13 protein-coding genes are annotated in these 17,923 nt (G+C 55.9%); 8 read left to right on the top strand and 5 right to left on the bottom strand.

Annotated features, from left to right (window positions below):
* The first annotated feature begins 2 nt into the window (after positions 1-2).
* The gene (locus J8E65_RS00835) at positions 3-593 is read left to right on the top strand and encodes a shikimate kinase (protein WP_237181494.1); all 591 of its coding nucleotides are present in this window, start codon (positions 3-5) and stop codon (positions 591-593) included.
* Here J8E65_RS00835 and J8E65_RS00830 read toward each other — a convergent pair.
* From J8E65_RS00830 to J8E65_RS00820, 3 genes are read right to left on the bottom strand one after another with little or no spacing between them, the layout of a single operon-like run.
* The gene (locus J8E65_RS00830; protein WP_210373510.1) at positions 563-1,159 is read right to left on the bottom strand and encodes a ribonuclease HII; all 597 of its coding nucleotides are present in this window, start codon (positions 1,157-1,159) and stop codon (positions 563-565) included. The genes J8E65_RS00835 and J8E65_RS00830 overlap by 31 nt on opposite strands.
* Positions 1,152-2,087 (bottom strand): polysaccharide deacetylase family protein, encoded by a 936-nt coding sequence (locus J8E65_RS00825; RefSeq protein WP_210373509.1) that lies wholly within the window; start codon positions 2,085-2,087, stop codon positions 1,152-1,154. The genes J8E65_RS00830 and J8E65_RS00825 overlap by 8 nt, the downstream gene beginning before the upstream one ends.
* On the bottom strand, positions 2,084-3,700 hold the full coding sequence (locus tag J8E65_RS00820) for a UDP-N-acetylmuramoyl-tripeptide--D-alanyl-D-alanine ligase (protein ID WP_210373507.1): 1,617 nt from the start codon (positions 3,698-3,700) through the stop codon (positions 2,084-2,086). The genes J8E65_RS00825 and J8E65_RS00820 overlap by 4 nt, the downstream gene beginning before the upstream one ends.
* Positions 3,701-3,866: 166 nt before the next feature.
* Between J8E65_RS00820 and J8E65_RS00815 the strand changes: the two genes are divergently transcribed.
* Positions 3,867-5,252, top strand: coding sequence for an MFS transporter (locus J8E65_RS00815; protein ID WP_210373505.1), 1,386 nt, complete (start codon positions 3,867-3,869; stop codon positions 5,250-5,252).
* Here J8E65_RS00815 and J8E65_RS00810 read toward each other — a convergent pair.
* Positions 5,209-6,012 (bottom strand): alpha/beta fold hydrolase, encoded by an 804-nt coding sequence (locus J8E65_RS00810; protein ID WP_210373503.1) that lies wholly within the window; start codon positions 6,010-6,012, stop codon positions 5,209-5,211. The genes J8E65_RS00815 and J8E65_RS00810 overlap by 44 nt on opposite strands.
* A gap of 262 nt (positions 6,013-6,274) precedes the next feature.
* Between J8E65_RS00810 and rho the strand changes: the two genes are divergently transcribed.
* Together rho and radC are read left to right on the top strand one after the other, a co-directional pair.
* A complete protein-coding gene (gene rho / locus J8E65_RS00805; protein ID WP_210373501.1) occupies positions 6,275-7,396 on the top strand; it encodes a transcription termination factor Rho in 1,122 nt (373 codons plus the stop codon).
* 49 nt (positions 7,397-7,445) lie between these two features.
* Positions 7,446-8,183, top strand: a complete 738-nt coding sequence (radC, locus tag J8E65_RS00800; protein WP_210373499.1) for a RadC family protein — start codon at positions 7,446-7,448, stop codon at positions 8,181-8,183.
* Between the two features lie 4 nt (positions 8,184-8,187).
* On the opposite strand, the gene J8E65_RS00795 is transcribed toward radC, so the two are convergent.
* Positions 8,188-8,652, bottom strand: coding sequence for a BP74-related protein (locus J8E65_RS00795; protein WP_210373498.1), 465 nt, complete (start codon positions 8,650-8,652; stop codon positions 8,188-8,190).
* 72 nt (positions 8,653-8,724) lie between these two features.
* On the opposite strand from J8E65_RS00795, the gene J8E65_RS00790 reads away from it, so the two are divergent.
* The 4 genes from J8E65_RS00790 to J8E65_RS00775 all read left to right on the top strand — a co-directional run bounded on the left by J8E65_RS00790 (position 8,725) and on the right by J8E65_RS00775 (position 17,917).
* The gene (locus J8E65_RS00790) at positions 8,725-10,170 is read left to right on the top strand and encodes a glycine--tRNA ligase (RefSeq protein WP_210373497.1); all 1,446 of its coding nucleotides are present in this window, start codon (positions 8,725-8,727) and stop codon (positions 10,168-10,170) included.
* A 205-nt stretch (positions 10,171-10,375) separates the two neighbouring features.
* Positions 10,376-13,435, top strand: coding sequence for a TonB-dependent receptor (locus J8E65_RS00785; protein WP_210373496.1), 3,060 nt, complete (start codon positions 10,376-10,378; stop codon positions 13,433-13,435).
* Between the two features lie 17 nt (positions 13,436-13,452).
* Positions 13,453-16,860, top strand: a complete 3,408-nt coding sequence (locus J8E65_RS00780; protein WP_210373495.1) for a T9SS type A sorting domain-containing protein — start codon at positions 13,453-13,455, stop codon at positions 16,858-16,860.
* Between the two features lie 28 nt (positions 16,861-16,888).
* Positions 16,889-17,917 (top strand): PorV/PorQ family protein, encoded by a 1,029-nt coding sequence (locus J8E65_RS00775; RefSeq protein ID WP_210373494.1) that lies wholly within the window; start codon positions 16,889-16,891, stop codon positions 17,915-17,917.
* The last annotated feature ends 6 nt before the right edge of the window (positions 17,918-17,923 follow it).

The following is a 17,923-nucleotide window of genomic DNA, read 5'->3' as shown; positions in this document are numbered from 1 at the left end:
GTTTGGAGGGCGATTTTATGCAAGAGCGCTGGCCACCCATCCGCCTTTACTTGACCGGTTTTATGGGTTGTGGCAAGAGCACCATTGGGCCGCTGCTAGCCCGACGCTTGGGCTATAGCTTTGTGGACCTTGATGTGCTGATCGAGCGGCAGACCGGGAAAACCATTCCGGAAATCTTTGCTACGGGGGGCGAGGGGGCCTTTCGTGCTGTAGAGCGGGCTGTGCTGCGCCAGACAGCCATGCTCGAGGCCTATGTGATTGCCACAGGAGGGGGAACGCTGGCTTCAGAAGAAAACCTAGACTGGGCGCTTCGCAACGGGTGTGTCGTGTATTTACAGGTATCCATCGAAGAGCTGGTCCAAAGGCTTGCACCAGCAGCTAGAGATCGTCCGATGCTGCAAGATTGGCGTCGGCAGCCGCTGCAAGGGGCGGCCCTGCGGCAGCGCATTGCTTCGCTACTCAGGCGCCGCGAGGCCTGGTATCTTCGGGCGCATTGTGTTGTGAGCACCGACGGTCTGTCGGTGGCGGAGACGGTTGAGGCCGTGCTGCAGGCCTTGCGCGTTTATCGTTCAAGTCGAAACGAACGTCGGTGATGGGGCGAGGGCCCATGGCGTGCTAAAGCTTCGTAGTGCTCCCGGGTCGGGTAGCCCACGTTGCGGTCCCATCCATAGCAAGGGAAATCGCGATGCAGCTCACGCATGAGCGCGTCGCGCGTTGTCTTGGCTAAGATGGAGGCGGCGGCGATGAGGGGACTACGCCGATCGCCTTGCACTAGAGGTTCAGCCGGACAGGGCGGCTCTGGAAAACATCGGTTGCCGTCGATGAGCAGGTAGTCGGGCTGCAAGGGCAGGGTAGCTACGGCACGCCGCATAGCCTCAAGGGAAGCTTGAAGGATGTTTAGGCGGTCAATCTCTTCGGGTAAGCACAGCCCGATGCCAATGGCCAAGGCCTGCGCCCGAATTTTTTGCGAGAGCACCTGGCGCGCCTGAGGGCTTAATTGTTTGCTATCGCGTAGGCCTTTAAGCTGAAAATAGGGAGGCAAGATAACCGCAGCAGCCAAAACGGGACCGGCCAGGCATCCTCGCCCCACCTCATCGATGCCGGCTACATAGCGGTAACCTTGGGCCCAAAGGCGTGCTTCCGGCCACGGATCACTCATGACGGGCTTTTTGAAAACGCTCGGCGAGTTCACGCCAGGTGACTAGCGTCACGTTGTGGCGGCGCAGCGCGTTGCGAAAAGCTTCGCTACGCACGACCTCGAGGTCGCGTTCGCGCCAGGCTGCACCAAAGTCGGGATGGTCGACTGTGATGGCTTGCAGCTCATCGGTGGCATAGCCCAGGTGCACGATCAGCTCTGTAATGCCTGGGGGCAAATTTTCGATGAGCCTAAGGTAAGCCTCTTGCCATTGTGCTGGAGGGGTATCGGTGGGCACCAGCCATACGCGATCGATAACAAGATCTTCAGGCGTCAGGAGCTCTAGCAGGTGAGGGGCTTGCTGCGCAAGCTGCTCTCGGGGAATCAAGACCGGCAGTTTAAATTCGCGTCCCAGGCGAAGGTATACGGCAAACAGTGCGGGCGTTTGAAAGAGCACGCCCATGTGCGTATCTAGGTGCGTGAGCGCAATGCCGGCATCCAGAGCACGCCGAATCTGAGCGCGCAGCTCGGCTTCGGCTTCTTCGGGTTTGATATTGGTCACGGCTTCCTCAGTGGTGGCATGCAGAAAACCGGCTGAGTTGTGCAGGGAAGGAGTCTGGAGCGCGCCCAGCAGCCCGTCCCAGCGGTAGTATTTCCACTCGCTGGTTAGCGTCAGGTGCAGCCCAAAGTCAAATTCGGGATGCTGACGCGCGTAGGCAGCAATTTCAGAAAACCATGGGCAGGGCACCATGATGCTTGCTGAGCTGATCCAGCCAGCCTCCAGTGCTTCGATCGAAGCCCGGTTAACTGCGCGGGACATGCCCACGTCGTCGGCGTGCAAAACAAGCAGCTTGGCATCAGGGGGATAGCCTAGGCGCTCCAGCAGCGACTGCGCTGGTGTGGGCAGTGCGCTCAGGAGCACGGCTAGCGCCAAAAACCCTATACGTTTCATGGCTCGTCGTACTGATCCGGAAGATCGTTTTCGTAGAGGACCACATCGCCTGGCTGAAGATACGTTTTTAAAAATTCTTGTGCATCAAACAAGCTTTTGAAGACACGCACTTGGGCTTCTGGAAAGCCTGCCTCACGCAAGCCCTCCTGGATAGGTAACGTGCGTTGTGGACCAATGAGCACCGCCAAGTCTACGTGCTGCGCCATAAAGCGCCCTAGCGCACGGTTTTCTTCGGCCTCACGGTCCCCCAGTTCAACCATACCTGGGGTAACCACAACGCGGCGGCCTGTTCGGAACTGGCCCAGGATTTCTAAAGCGTTTCGGGCACCTATAGGGTTGGCGTTAAAAGCATCGTCGATGACCGTAATCGGACCCTCTCGGCGCAGTTGGAGCCGGTGTTCAACTGGCCGAAGGCGAGCTACCGCATGGGCCATCTGGCGCAATCGGAGCCCAAAAATGCGTCCGACAGCTAGTGCCAGCAAAATGTTGAGCACGTTATGACGGCCCAAAAGCTGTGTCTGAAAGACCTGCTCCCTACCTGTTTCATCGCGTACGATAAAACGGGTCCCTTCAGGGCCATAGGTGATGTCTCGGGCGACGAGGTCGGCTTCAGGATGGCCTTCAACCGAAACGCGCCACACCGGTCCTTGCGCGCGCTCAGCCATGGCCACCACACGGGGGTCGTCTGCATTCAGCACCACGGGACCACCAGGGCGCGTGCAGGCAACCAGTTCGCTTTTTTCTCGAGCAATCGCCTCAAGGGAACCCATCGTTTCCAGGTGCATCGGCCCAACTGCGGTTACCACCCCAATGTGCGGCTGAGCAATGGCGCACAACTCGCGGATGTCCCCAGGATGCCGGATGCCCATTTCGAGCACGAGCACCTGGTGCTCCGCCCGGAGTTGTTCATTAATTACTTTGCAGATGCCCATGGGCGTGTTGTAAGAACCCGGTGTGGCAAGCACCTGGTAGCGCAGGCTAAGGATCTCGGCGATAATAAATTTGGTGCTTGTTTTACCATAGGAGCCCGTGATGCCAATAAGCGTCAGGTCAGGACGGGCCGCCAGCTTTTGGCGGGCTCGGCGTTTAAAACCTTCTTGAATGGCGCGTTCTATTGGCGTAAGGAGCACGCCCGCCAAAAGCACCCAGACAGGCACGCCCAGATCGGCTGCAAGCCAGCCTCCCAGATAAACCAGCCAGCCTTTTGGACCAAAGCTTGAGCCTAGAAGGGCCCCGACCACCGGCCAAGTAAGCACCAGGAGTGCCGCAGCGCTGAGAAGTCGCAGCAGGCGAGGGGTGTATACAAGCGGTTTTTTGGGGCGATCGCGGCGATAGCGGCGTGACGAAGCAAAGGCGATGCACCAACCCAGAAGCACCAATGCGGGGGTCCAGTGCGAACCTAGGATCGGCAGTGCCAGCACACCTGCGAGCAGAAGCAAGAGGCCCACACCATGGGAACGGCGTAGCACCACGTCGGGATGCATGCGTAGCCAACGCAAAAAAGCTTTTGGCTTATAGCCCTCCAACTGAAACAAATGCAAAAAAAACTGCAGCCGGCGCCAAGCACGCCATCCAGCAAACAAAGAGGCTACGATCGCAAGCAACCACAGCATAGCATGTCGCAGCATTAATAATAACGTTGCGGTTATGCTCTGGCCTATGGCGGTTTGTTCCACAGAGAATCAGTTAAACAGGAAATCTTTATGGGGACCTGTTTACCCGATGCAAACAAAAGATTAACTTTGCACCATGTATCGATGTTAGCGCTTACACAAAGCTATGTCCTCAGTAAACAAACCGCGCCTGCGCTTTTGGCAGATATGGAACATGAGCGTAGGCTTTTTTGGCATTCAGATTGGTTTTGCGCTGCAAAATGCCAACGTCAGCCGCATTTTTCAAACCTTGGGGGCTTCTATCGAGCAAATCCCCTTGCTATGGCTTGCAGCTCCGGTGACGGGATTGTTGGTGCAGCCGATTGTAGGCTATTTGAGTGACCGGACGTGGCATCCGTACTGGGGGCGTAGAAGGCCCTTTTTCTTTGTGGGATCGCTGCTTGCTGCGGTTGCCCTCATCGTAATGCCCAACACGCAGGCCGTTTGGCAGGCTGCGGTGATGCTTTGGATTTTGGATGCCTCTATTAACATTTCCATGGAGCCTTTTCGGGCTTTTGTGGGCGACATGTTGCCTTCTGCGCAGCGAACCTTAGGGTTTGCTATGCAGACCTTCTTTATTGGGTTAGGGGCTGTTTTAGGGTCTCAGTTGCCCTACCTCATGACCCATTGGGGTGGAATTAGCAATGCGGTTATTGATGCGCAAGTGCCGCTTTCGGTGAAGTATGCCTTTTACGTGGGGGCGCTGTGTTTCTTTGCTGCGGTTAGCTGGACAGTGTTTACCACGCGTGAGTATCCGCCGGAGGATCTGAGTGCTTGGAGACACCAAAAGCAGCAGACGCGTGGCTTGATCCGGAGCCTCGTCGAAATTAGCCGAGGTATTGTGCATATGCCCAAAACGATGCTGCAGTTGGCCGTAGTGCAATTTTTTACCTGGATCGCCTTTTTTGCCATGTGGATCTACACTACCCCTGCCGTAGCCCAGCAGGTGTATCACACCACAGATGCGCAAACGCAGGCCTTTCAGGATGCGGGAGACTGGGTGGGGGTGTTGTTTTCGGTTTATAACGGTGTCTCAGCGTTTTTGGCGTTTCTTTTGCCAGTCATTGCCCGGCGCATCCGGAGAACCCGCACGCACCTGCTGGCCCTAGCCATTGGGGGGATAGGCTTAAGTAGCATCTTTTTTATTCAAGATCGCTGGTTGCTGCTTATTCCAATGCTTGCTATTGGTCTGGCTTGGGCTTCCACGCTAACCATGCCCTATGCCATTTTAGCGGGAGCGTTGCCGCCTGAAAAGATGGGGTTCTACATGGGTGTATTCAACTTTTTTATCGTGATACCACAGATTGTCGCTGCACTGATTCTAGGGGTATTGATTCAGGTTTTCTTTGACAACCAGAGCATTTATGCCATGCTGTTGGGTGGGGGCAGCATGCTGATTGCTGCTGTCATGAACCTTTGGGTACGGGATGAAGATGATGTGCCGATGGGAGTCAAGACAGGTGCTTTGGCTACATCGACAGTGGGGGGAGGGTTGCCAGGAAATGCCGCGTAGCGGCCACAAACGTGGCGGGGTCGTCCAGGTGGCCGTAGTGGCCGGCGTTTTTCAGCACGACCAAACCGGCATCAGGTAAGTTTTGGACAAGACGTTCCATCTGCTTGCGGCCCACGGCTTGGTCGCGCTCGCCCCAGAAGACCAGTACGGGGATGGAAATACGCGCAAGCCGGTCTTCGACGTAGGTGTTGACCACGCGTACGAACGTTTCACGCATTACCCCGGTGAGCTGCCGGTAGTCCGAAGATCCCAAGGCTTTCCAGACGAGCGTATGCCGCAGCCAGGCGAGTCCTGCTTCGCGTAGCGGAGCAGGCAGCACCTGAAAAGGCGCCTTAAGCAGCCGGGCCAGCGTTGCCCGTAGGTAGTAATGCCAGGGGCGATGAGGGCGCATGCCTGAGGGACTGATCAGCACCAGTGCGCGCAGCAGCGTAGGGCCTTCTGGTTCACCAGCGAGGTAAAGGCCAATGCGACCCCCATTGGAATGGCCAATAAGCACGACCGGACGGCCAATGCGCGTGCGAATCAAATGCGCAATCAGCGCTGCGTGCTCGGCTACGCCCCAAGGAGCTGGGGGTGGAGGGGTAAGCCCATGGCCTGGCAGATCGATGTTCACAACGCGATAGCGGTCGGATAGGGCTGCGGCAATGGGTGCCATGAGCCGAGCATTGCTGCCCCAGCCATGCAGCAAAAGCACTGCCGGTCCGTCGTCTGGTCCGCTGATTTCTACGTGGAGCCGATCTACAAACGCTTCAGGATGCATGCCCAGTGCCGATACTTTAGTGCGTGCGGGAAACCATCCCGGCTAGCCGTCGTTCCAACCTCCGTAGGGATGTAAGTTTCCCTTTCTCTCCTTAAGCCTACGAAAAGAACGTGGGCGTGCGTTACGTGGCATGTAGAGGGTTTAAACGAGCTTTCCTGTGTACTTTGCGGTGGATGGAATATAGGGCCCTTCCGGTAATTGCCGGAGCAGGCATAGAAAATGTAACCAATCCCTTCGCACGTGATTAGGTGATGCAGCATCTATGAATGAGCAACCGTTTCGTGGCATTTTGGAGTTAATCGGGGATAAAAAATTTGGCTTTGTTCGAGAATTTCGCCCCGATTTGCCGAAAGGTAAGAACGATCCTTTTGTGGCTCCGCCCATCATCCGGCGCTATAAGCTCCGTGACGGCGTGCTGATCGAAGGGCTTTTGCGGCCTGGCCGCAAAGGAGACCTGCAGGTGGAAGAAATTTACTCCATCATGGGCGTGGCTCCCGAGGTTTGGGCCGAAACAGAGGACTTCGACGCGGGCCAGATTGTTTATCCGGATGAAAAGTTTAACCTAGTTACCGGTCCCACCGACTATGCCATGCGCGTGGTGGACTTAGCAGCACCGATTGGCAAAGGCCAACGTGCGCTGATTGTAGCGCCCCCGCGTACAGGCAAAACCGTTCTGCTCAAACAGATTGCTGCTGGGCTGGCCCAAAATCATCCAGAGGTCAAACTGGTGGCGCTGTTGGTCGACGAGCGGCCCGAAGAAGTGACCGACTTTCGGCGCTCGACGCCGGCGATCGTCTTTGCCTCTTCAAACGACCGCGAAGAGGATAACCATGTGCGCGTCTCGACGCTGGCCCTAGAGTTTGCCAAGCGCCTTGTAGAACTCAAGCACGACCTGGTGCTTTTGCTGGACTCGCTGACGCGGCTGGGACGCACCTTTAACCTCTATGTCGAAGGTAGCGGACGTACGCTCTCAGGCGGCCTGGATGCCCGCGCTTTGCAAATTCCGCGTCGCATTTTTGGGGCCGCACGCAATATCGAAGGCGGCGGTTCCTTGACCATCATTGCTACGGCGCTGATTGAGACAGGCAGCCGCATGGATGAGGTCATTTTCGAGGAATTTAAAGGCACCGGCAACGCCGAGATTGTGCTTGACCGCGAAATGGCCGATAAACGTATCTTCCCAGCCATTAACCTACGCAAAAGCGGTACACGCAACGAAGAGCGCCTGTTGGGTGAGCGAACGCTTCAGCATCACCGGCTATTTCGGGCGCTAAATTCCCGACCGCCAATCGAGGCAATGCAGGCGCTGCTGCGCCACATGCAGCAAACGCAGTCCAACGAAGAATTGCTCAACAGTCTGGTACCGGTAGAGCTCGAAAGGTAACAAGAGCGGCATGGGGGTGTCTGTAGGAAAAAACCTACAGCGCCTTCCAATGGCTGGCCAACGCGACAGCGCTACAGCACCTCAGCTGCGCTATCAGGTGCCTATCCGACAATGGGATGAAGCCGACCGGCCTCGGGAAAAGTTCATGCGTCGTGGTCCTTCGGTGCTCTCTGATGCCGAGCTTATCGCGTTGATTTTTGGCAGTGGCACGCGCACCCGCACAGGGACGTTTTCTGCAGTACAGCTCGGCCAGGCGCTGCTCCGTACCTATGGTTCACTCTACAGCCTAGCGCAGCGGGACCTCAAAGAGCTTACGCACGTGGCTGGTATTGGTCCAGCCAAGGCGGTTCAGCTTATGGCGGCTTTCGAAATTGGCCGTCGCGTTGAAGCCCAACGCCCTGGGCAGCGCATCCAGGTGCGCACGCCGGCCGATGTGGTGGCCTGCTACGGACCACTGCTGCGTGACCTCAAGCGCGAAGTGTTTAAAATTGTGCTGCTCAACACCGCTAATTATATCCTCGCCGACTATACGATTAGCGAGGGAGGGCTAGCCGCCAGCATTGTCGAACCCCGCGCGGTCTTCCATCGGGCGATTCTAGACCACGCTGCCAGCATCATCTGCCTACATAATCATCCTTCCGGTAACCCTGAGCCCAGCAGAGAAGACTTGCAGCTTACACGGCAACTGGTTGAGGCTGGACGCCTGCTGGGCATTCCGGTGCAGGATCATATCATCATTGCAGGAACCACCTACACGTCGCTTGCCGAGCGCGGATTGATGGGGTGATGGATTAGGGCTGCAAAAGCGCTTGTGCTTCCTCAGGCGATCGGACCAGGCGTGCGCTCCAAGGACAAAAGCGACCAATGGTATCGACAAACATGGCCAGATGGGCTTCAACATATTCCGGCGTAGCGTCGCACAGCTCTATGCTCACTTCAACCAGTTCCCAACGGTCGGGTACAAAATGCCAGCTCCAGGGGGCATTATGCCCCCCATCACCACGCGCAATGGGTCCATTAGGAAACAGACGCCGCTCGGCTGGCGGCAGCCTCAGCTCTGCTTCTGCCTGTTGGATGACTTCTTCATTACGGGTTTGGGCACGAAAAAGCGATCCAGTGGCAGTACTCACAAACAGGTAGGTCCGCAACTCCGGTTGCTCCTGAACAGCACATCCTGCAAGCAACAGTATGGCCAAAATCCACAGCCTGGGCAGAAGAGCGGGGTTTAAGGGGAATTCAACAGGGATGGATTGCATTAGGCCCTACGGTCGAGCTACTTTTTAACGCTTATTTCGCAGCGCCTAAATAAATCATCCTGAAGACCACGAATGCAAGATCGGCTCGAAAAAATCGTTTCGCTTTGCAAGCGTCGAGGGTTCATTTTTCCCTCTTCGGAGATTTACGGTGGACTGGCGGCGGTGTATGACTACGGCCCACTAGGGGTTGAGCTTAAACGCAACGTGCAGCAGCGCTGGTGGCAGGCCATGGTCTACGAGCACGACAACATTGTGGGGCTGGATGCGGCCATCCTCATGCACCCAACGGTTTGGAAGGCCTCAGGACATGTGGATGCTTTCAACGATCCGCTGATCGACGATCGCCAGTCGAAGCGTCGCTACCGGGCCGATCAGCTTATTGAGGATTACATTGAAAAGTTGCGCGCCAAAGGCGAAACCGAACGGGCCGAAGCGCTACACCGGCGACTCATTGAAGCGCTGAATGCCGCGGATATGCCCAAAGCGCTCTACCAGATTATTCTGGATGAGCGTATTCCATCGCCAGATTCCGGCGCGTTTGATTGGACCGAGGTGCGACAGTTCAACCTGATGTTTGTAACGCACGTGGGGCCGGTGGTTTCTGAGGAAACCAAAGTGTACCTGCGTCCGGAGACTGCGCAAGGCATTTTTGTCAACTTCCACAACGTCAAGGATGCTGCGCGCTTGCAGATTCCCTTTGGCATTGCCCAAATTGGCAAGGCCTTTCGGAATGAGATCGTAGCCCGGCAGTTCATTTTTCGCATGCGTGAATTTGAGCAAATGGAGATGCAGTATTTCGTTAAGCCGGGTACGCAGATGGAAGCCTTCGAAGCTTGGAAAGAAAAACGTCTGCAGTGGCATATCGAAAATGGCATTCGGCCTGAGCACCTGCGCTTTCATGTGCATGAAAAGCTGGCGCATTATGCCGATGCTGCGGTAGACATTCAGTACCTATTCCCTATGGGCTGGCAGGAAGTCGAAGGCATTCACTCGCGCACCGACTATGACCTGCGACGGCATCAGGAGTTTTCGGGTAAACGGATGGAATACTTTGATCCACAAACGCAGGAGCACTATATCCCTTATGTAGTGGAGACCTCCGTAGGACTTGACCGGACCATTCTGATGCTGCTCTGCGAAGCTTACGATGAAGAAGAGGTCGAGGGCGAAACGCGCGTCGTGCTACGGCTGCATCCCAGATTAGCGCCGATAACTGTAGCGGTATTGCCCTTGGTGCGTAAAGATGGCATGCCTGAGCGCGCGCAAGCCATTTTGCGTGATTTGCAGCCGTTTGTCCACACTTTCTACGATGAAAAAGGTGCCATCGGCCGGCGCTATCGTCGCATGGACGAAGTAGGCACGCCGTTTTGCGTGACGATCGATAGCCAGACGCTTGAAGACGGTACCGTCACGGTACGCGACCGCGACACAATGCTGCAGGAGCGCATTGCCGAAGCGCAGCTGCTGAATTACCTTCAAGATCGCCTGCGCCACTGGAAGTTGGTCCGTGCGCTTTGACCGTTCAGGGCAGCCATCCTACCGTTCAACAAGGCTTGCCAACAACTCCCTAAAGGCACTTTTGGCTGCTAAAGTTATCTGGTTTAATATGTAGCAAGTTCTTGGACGTAGGTGTTGACTTTTTGAAGGGAATGTAAAATATTAGCCAATGGGCTTTTGAAAGCGCTTTTTTATTTCCACTAAGCCAACGATAGAGGAGGAACGTATGGTTCGCGCATGGAGCCTACGACTTTTGGCACTCCTGCTTTTCCCTAGTTGGGCTGTGGCCCAGAATACCGGAAAGCTTTCAGGACGTGTAATAGACGCTAGCACCGGTGAACCCCTTGCCGGTGCTAACGTCTTCTTAGAGGGGACTACGCTAGGGACTTCCGCAGATGTCGATGGCCAGTACAACATCTTTGAAGTTCCCCCCGGTACCTATACCGTGGTGGCCAGCTTTGTCGGCTATGTGACGGTGCGGCAGGAGAATGTCCAGATTATCGCTGGGATTACTACCCGTCTAGACTTTGAGCTTCGGCCGGCTACCATTGAAGGTGAGGAGATTGTGGTAGTGGCCGCGCGACCGTTGGTGAACCCAACGGCAACGAATGCCGTCCGCCGGCTGGACCGCGAGGAGTTTGAAAAGCTTCCCACGCGCGATGTCACTACCTACTACGCTATCCAGCCAGGAGTGACGTTCTTGAATAATGAAATTTATATCCGAGGTGGACGCCCGGACGAGACCGAATTCCTGCTGGAAGGCATCAGCTCCCGTAGCCTGTTGGGGACGGACAACGTCATTCCAGTTATCCCCGAAGCGCTGGAGGAAGTGCAGGTTTTTGCAGGGGGCTATAGTGCAGAGCTGGGTGGGGCCAACGCAGGCATTGTCCAGCAAGTGCTGCGTACCGGTGGTCCGCGCCTGAGCGGCTTGGTACAGTATGAGAGCGATTTTGCCGCCGATGCTTTTAACAACACCTATTCTTATGGCTACAACGACCTTACCTTTACGCTCGGTGGACCCCTGGTGTGGAACCAGCACCGGTTCTTTGTGGCGCTGAACTACCGGACTACGGACAATTACGACCCGATGTACTGGTATGGCGCCAATCTGGATTATAGCCGCAATGGTGGTTTGTGCGTTAACGATCCGAATCAAGAGTGCATTCCTCCTATCGATGATATCCGGGGGGATATGGCGGTCAGATCGTTGCGCTGGGAAGACGGAAAACTCCCGGGAATTGGGCGGCCGCTAGAGGAGCTGCGCGTTAATGGAACGCTGCAGTTTGACTTCAATCCCTTGCGGTTGCGGCTGGGCTTTGCGCAGCTGAGCGGTAACCGGCGTATTAATACATTGCCCATTCGCAACTTCTACAATCAGGAACGCCTCCCGCGTCGGGATGACCTGCGCCGGCTAGCCAACTTACAGGCAACGTACTTTTTGGGCTCCAACACCTACTTGGAAGGTAACGTAGGGTTTTTCCAGTACAACTTTGAAGTGTACGATCCCCTTTTGGGGAAGCCTGAAGCGGATGGTCAAGGCGGCGCGGTGGTCAACATCGTGAACTACTATAATCGAGATGCTATCCGTGAGGCGCTGGCGAAGGATCCTGAACTAGCTGACCTGTACACGCGGTTTTGGCAAGGGCAATATATCCAACCCCCGTGGTATCAATTCCGCACCTTCCGCTTCCATCGGCCTGGACGGGTAATGACCAACTATCAGCGCCGGGAGCAGTCTTATTGGAATGTGTCTCTAGGACTGGTCTCGCAGCAGCAAAACCATGAGCTGCGCCTGGGTGGACATTATCAGCGGTGGACGGTACGCGACTATGCGCTAAGTGGAAGCGGCCTGGCCGCAGTGCTCCAAAGTAATCCAAACTATCTCCAGCAGATTCAAGCCGAAGCAGCCGAGGTTGCTTTCCGCATTCGCCAGGATGGATGGGGCGGCTACGGATATGACGAGTTTATGAACAAAATCAACAGTGGGCTAGACGGACCTAAGCGCCCTGTTACGGCTTCTGTTTACATCAACGATAAAATCGAATTCAACGATATCATCGTCAATGCTGGCCTTCGGTTGGATTACTTTGACATGGATTTGTGGACCGTGGATGACCTGACCAATCCAGCCTATGACGCCAGCAATGCAACTGTCCTTGGGGCGGATGAAGCACCAAACGGTCTAAAGTCAGCACCGGCCAAGACAGTCCTGCAGCCGCGGCTGGGGCTTTCCTTCCCGGTGACCGAGCGCACGGTCTTCCATCTGCAGTATGGGAAGTTTGCCCAAATGCCAGACATGGCCTACGTGTATACGCGGCGCTCGCGCATGGCGTTGATCTTTAGCGGTCGGTTCTTCTTTGCCAGCCCCTTTGCTTTTGATCTCGATCCTATCAAAACCACACAGTACGAGATTGGCTTTAGCCATCAGTTTACCGACTACTCGGCCTTCGACATTACAGCCTTTTATCGAAAGACCGAGGGGCAGCTGGAAATCATCCGCCAAAACACCGATCCGCGGTCTCCAGCTAGCGATTATAACCTGTTTGTCAACGGCGACTTTGCCATCGCCCGTGGTATTGAGATCAGCCTGCGCACGCGGCGCGTTGGCGGCGTGATGGCGATCTTTAACTACACGCTGACCGATGCCAAGGGAACGAACTCGGAGCCTGGTGGGCAAGTCTCGGCGCTAGAAAACGGCACCGCCCCGCCTTCGCTCTTGCAGCCCCTAAGTTTTGAGCAGCGGCACCGGGGAAGTGTGGTGCTCGATTATCGCACGGGACCAACCGACCCCGTGGCGCTGCAGAACCTCTCGGTGAATCTGCTCTTTTCGTTCAACAGCGGCCATCGCTATACGCGGAGCACAGGAGGCATTGGCCAGCGCGCAGCCGATGAAGGCGCACTGCTAACCAGCTCCGATCCGCGTAACCGCGTGCCCCTAGAGCCGCTCAATGCCTCCACAACGCCATGGTACTTCCGGACCGATCTGCGGCTGGAGAAAGGCTTTACGTTCGGTCGGGCAACAGCTACCGCCTACATGTACATCGAAAACCTGCTCAACCGCCGCAACCCTGTAAATGTCTACTTGCGGACGGGCAGTGCCACAGATGACGGCTTCCTGAACAACCCAGAACTCAGCCAGGAAATTGTGGCTGCTCAGGGACCCGATTATGTCTACTACTATCAACAAATTAACCTGCGTAACCGGCAACACTACATTGCCGATGAAGGGGTAGATCTCCTTGATCGGCCTCGGCAAGTGCGCTTGGGTTTGCGGTTGGAATTCTAAGGCAATCAACAGGGACCATGGCCTATTCAGGAATGCATCGAGGAGCGACTATGTACACGAACATATACCTTAGGGCGTTTGCGCTGGGATTGCTGCTGCTTGGGCCGATAGGGCTTGGGGCGCAAGCACAGGATAAAGCAGCCCTCATGAAACGCACGCCTGCAATTACAGCGGCGGCCCATCCAAGTCTTTCTGTACTGGATGTGAACAACTCTACCATCTGGCTTCGAAACAACGGCAAGTTCGACTGGGTCGACCCGTTCTCGCATGTAAACGGGACGATGCCGAAGCGGACTGCCGGGCCTGTCTTTGCGCAGGGGTTCGTTTGGGGAGGTGTGTTGTATGAGAACGGGGTGCGCCAGGGTGTCCGCGTCAACGGCAGCACGTACGAAACCGGCATGGATCCCGGGCGCGTACTCTGGGATCCGCAGACCGGAGTAGTTACAGGGCCAGATGCCTTCTCGCCAGAAAAATACCATGTCTGGCGGGTACACCGCCGGTGGAAGTCCCGGGCTTTCGACGTTACCGCTGCGGCTGCCTATTTCTTTGGTAAGCAGCCTAGTGAGGTAACTGATGCCGACCGGCAAGCGATCCTAGATCAGTACGAGTACGATTGGAACAACTGGCCGGCCGCCTGGGGCGCGCCTTACCAGGAATGCAACGGCACTCCTGGATATCAACCAGCCCAGGATACGAACAATGATGGGGAATTCGATTGCGCTACAGAAGGAGACATCCCCGGCTATCCAGGGGCCGATCAGACCATCTGGATTGTGACCAACGACCTGCAGCCGGGCACTTCAGAGCGGAGCTACGGCTCCCCTTCTGTGGGCATGGAGTATCAGTTCACCCTTTGGGCTTATGATTTCCCAGCCACCAACCCGCTGGGCAACATCAATTTCATTCGCACGCGGCTGATTTTTACTGGCCGTCCGGACAGTCCACCCGACGCCCGTTTGGACTCGATGTTTGTTGTCTGGTGGACAGACCCCGACGTTGGCAACTACTCTGATGACTTTGCTGGAAGCGACACTACGCTGTCGCTGGGCTACGCCTACAACGCCAATCCGCGCGATGACCAGTACGAACCGTTTAATCTCCCCCCGCCAGCGGTAGGCTGGGACTTCCTGCAAGGGCCGGTCAATGCCGAAGGGGATACGCTGGGAATGACAACCTTTGTCTACTTTGCGGCGGGTTCGGATATCAGTGACCCTGATCTTGGAGAGTATAGCGGTACGCTTCAGTGGTTCAACCTCATGCGGGGCTACCGGCCGCGGCCAGAATACCCGGCTGGAGATCCTTTTGTGGATCCCACTACGGGGCACATCACCAAGTTTGCCCTTACGGGCGATCCGGTGACCGGAAGGGGTTGGGTCGATGGGCAGCAGTTGCCTCCTGGCGACCGACGCCTTGTGCTTTCTAGCGGACCATTTGCTATGCAGAAAGGAGACACGGTCGATGTGGTCGTCGGGCAAATTGCCGCCCTAGGTACGAACAACCTGTCCAGCATCAGTCTGCTTAAATACTATGACCTGTTTGCCCAGTTTGCTTACGATAACAACTTCGTGCTGCCTGCACCACCCAATGTGCCCCCAGTACGTGTAAGCGAGCTGGACCAGCAGATTGTGCTGGACTGGGGACATAACCTAGAGGCCGTAGCGCAAGTAGAAAGCTACCGGAATGCCGGCTTTGTGTTTGAGGGTTACAACGTTTATCAGCTTCCCTCACCCACAGCTTCGATAGCCGAAGGGGTGCGGCTGGCAACGTTTGACAAAAAGAATCTGGTCACGATTGTTTTTGACAACGCCTTTGATCCACAGACTGGCTTTGTGCTGGAAAAACCCGTTCAGTTTGGTTCTGATGAAGGTATTAAGCGCTACATTTCCATAACCCAAGACGCAATACGGCAGCGGCCTTTGTCAAACGGTGTAACCTACTACTTTGCGGTGACGTCGTATGCCGTACTTGCTGAAGACGTGGATTCGCCGTTCCGGGTACTCGAGAGCACGCCGGTTGTGGTAGCTGCTGTGCCGCAGCCACCTAAGCCGGGTTCTACAGCGCCGCCGGAAGCAGAAAGCGATGTGGAGATCGCGCATCAGGGCTCTTCGACGGCTACAATACAGGTAAAAATTGCCAATCCGGCTGCGGTGCAAACGGGCAACTATAAGATTGAATTTGCCTACTACAACCCAGCTACTGGAGAAACCAAGACCCAACTAGATGAAGACGACGTCCTAACTTCTGTAGAGGGTCTTTTTGAGCACGAGTACTATAGCGAAGGCCATCGGTATAACGTGGGTGACCCCTGGCCGCTGCGCTGGCGCTTGCTCCGTAACGACCAGCCGGTAGTCAACGCTTGGTTCCCACAAATTGACCCCGATGGACCTGTGACCGCCCAAGAGGCGCCTTTGGTGGGCGGGTTGCAGGTGTACGTACCCTTGGTGGTGGCCCAGATTGCTAACTGGACCTCGGAAGGGGAACGCTGGGTGACAGGGGTGGATTTTGGGGGTGAAGCCTTCTTTGGCGGAGCTACCATTGGAGCACATTTCTTTGGAAGCACGCTTGCTGCCAGCGACCTAGAACCGGTCGTCCTGGAGTTCCAAGGCGACACGACCAGCGGTCCTGCCGATGGTTGGGCGAGCAAGGGCGCTGTCTACATTCGGGGTGCAGGATATGCCTATGCGGGGACGGGGTATTTGCCCTTTGCAGCCTATGTGCTCAATCCTGATGGGTCCAAAGGACGCCAGGTGAACGTGAGCTTTGTAGAGGCAACCGTTGCGTGCAGCAACATGCGCTGGGATATGGGCCTGCTGCTGTCGAATCGTTTCGGGGATGAGATTCCTGAGGAGTGCGCTTTGAGCCTGGGCGGCCGGGAGTACATTTTCATCCATAAGTCGGATTACGATGAGGGGGCCAGCTACAACGACGACAACTTTGCACCGGTCGCAGACGTGATGTACGCCATCTGGCCCAATCGTCGGGGCACGCGGCCTTACCTTCAGGCGCCCTTTAAGCTGTACTTCTATCCGGCAGTGCCGCTTTCTCCAGGGGATCAGTATACTTTCTCCGTTCAGGGAGCCATTACCGACGATCCTGAACTGAAACGGCAAGCGGTGAAGGATATTAATGTATTCCCGAACCCCTACTTTGGCTTCAGCCGGTTAGAAACCAACCGGTTCCAGAAGTTCGTTACCTTTACCCATCTGCCGGAGCGGGCAACAATCCGCATTTTCACGCTGGCTGGTATCCCTGTACGGGTGATCGAGCACGACAGTCCCTCCCAGTTTGAGCGGTGGGATCTGACAAACCAGGATGGCATCCCTGTGGCGAGTGGGATCTACCTCGTACATGTGGATACACCCTATGGCGAGAAGGTGCTCAAGCTGGCTATTGTGCAGGAAGAGCAAATTCTGCAACGCTATTAATCCTGAAGCCAAACGGAGGGCATAGATCATGAACCCGCGTCGATTTGCAAAAGGCTTAGGGCTTTTACTCCTGCTGGGCATAAGCGGAATAGCCCAAGCCCAGGAAGCGCGTAATGGCACCAATGCCGCTTCTCAACTGTTGATTCCGCTGGGTGCGCAGTTTCTAGGTGGTAGCGGCGCGGCCGCAGCGATTACCGGCATCGAGAGCGTGCTTTGGAATCCAGCGGGCCTCGACTATGGCGAAGGCAATGTGCTGGTGATGGTCTCACGCCGCAATTACATTGCCGATATTGGCATCAACTTCGCTGCCGTGGGCTTGCGTTTTGGCTCCCTGGGGGCCATTGCCTTGCACCTGCGCAGCCTGGATATCGGTGAAATTCAGAAGACCGATGAGTTCAACATGGATGGCACTGGCGAGACGTTTTCGCCTACGTTTTTCACGCTGGGTGCTTCCTACAGCCGGGCTATGACGGATCGCATCCGTGTAGGGGCTACAGTTAACCTGAATTACGAAAGCTTCGCCAATGTGAGCACGAGCGGGGTGACGTTCGATGCGGGTGTGCAGTATGACAACTTCTTAGGTTTTGGTGGGCTTTCGGTGGGCGTAGCTATCCGGAATATTGGGACCTCGATGCGCTATGATGGCTCGCCCCTAATTATCGATGCCCGCACGCCTGAAGGGGGTCGGGCAACCACCAAATACAAGGTTATCGCTGCCAGTGCCGACGTCCCTACCGTCGTGGATGTGGGCCTAAGCTACCGGTTGTTTGAGGGGCTTTCGGTAAGCATGACCTATATGGAAAACACCTATGGCCCCAGTCAGGTTCAGGGACAGCTTGCCTACAACCTTCAGAATTACATCATTGTGCGCGGAGCCTTTGTGCAGAATGTGGAGCGCCAAGGAGATTTGAAAGGACCGTTTGACAACCGGCCGGCTTTTGGTGCAACTTTGAACCTGCAGCCTGTTTTGGGGGTGAATATGGCGATTGACTACGGATTCATGCCGGCTCAATTTTTTGAGAACAATCACATTTTCACCCTGCGCGGGCAGTTTTAGTAGCCT

It is taken from the genome of Rhodothermus bifroesti, assembly GCF_017908595.1.
Taxonomy (GTDB): domain Bacteria; phylum Bacteroidota; class Rhodothermia; order Rhodothermales; family Rhodothermaceae; genus Rhodothermus; species Rhodothermus bifroesti.
Note: the sequence above shows the minus strand (reverse complement) of the source record. Positions and strands in the feature narration are given on the sequence as shown.

What these genes read in the sequence shown, in the direction of transcription:
- J8E65_RS00780 (WP_210373495.1), top strand. Translation starts at nt 13,453, where the DNA reads ATGGCCTATTCAGGAATGCATCGAGGAGCGACTATGTACACGAACATA.
- J8E65_RS00790 (WP_210373497.1), top strand. Translation starts at nt 8,725, where the DNA reads ATGCAAGATCGGCTCGAAAAAATCGTTTCGCTTTGCAAGCGTCGAGGG.
- J8E65_RS00825 (WP_210373509.1), bottom strand. Translation starts at nt 2,087, where the DNA reads ATGAAACGTATAGGGTTTTTGGCGCTAGCCGTGCTCCTGAGCGCACTG.
- rho (WP_210373501.1), top strand. Translation starts at nt 6,275, where the DNA reads ATGAATGAGCAACCGTTTCGTGGCATTTTGGAGTTAATCGGGGATAAA.
- J8E65_RS00815 (WP_210373505.1), top strand. Translation starts at nt 3,867, where the DNA reads ATGTCCTCAGTAAACAAACCGCGCCTGCGCTTTTGGCAGATATGGAAC.
- J8E65_RS00810 (WP_210373503.1), bottom strand. Translation starts at nt 6,012, where the DNA reads ATGCATCCTGAAGCGTTTGTAGATCGGCTCCACGTAGAAATCAGCGGA.
- J8E65_RS00775 (WP_210373494.1), top strand. Translation starts at nt 16,889, where the DNA reads ATGAACCCGCGTCGATTTGCAAAAGGCTTAGGGCTTTTACTCCTGCTG.
- J8E65_RS00795 (WP_210373498.1), bottom strand. Translation starts at nt 8,652, where the DNA reads ATGCAATCCATCCCTGTTGAATTCCCCTTAAACCCCGCTCTTCTGCCC.
- J8E65_RS00830 (WP_210373510.1), bottom strand. Translation starts at nt 1,159, where the DNA reads ATGAGTGATCCGTGGCCGGAAGCACGCCTTTGGGCCCAAGGTTACCGC.
- J8E65_RS00785 (WP_210373496.1), top strand. Translation starts at nt 10,376, where the DNA reads ATGGTTCGCGCATGGAGCCTACGACTTTTGGCACTCCTGCTTTTCCCT.
- J8E65_RS00820 (WP_210373507.1), bottom strand. Translation starts at nt 3,700, where the DNA reads ATGCTGTGGTTGCTTGCGATCGTAGCCTCTTTGTTTGCTGGATGGCGT.
- radC (WP_210373499.1), top strand. Translation starts at nt 7,446, where the DNA reads ATGGCTGGCCAACGCGACAGCGCTACAGCACCTCAGCTGCGCTATCAG.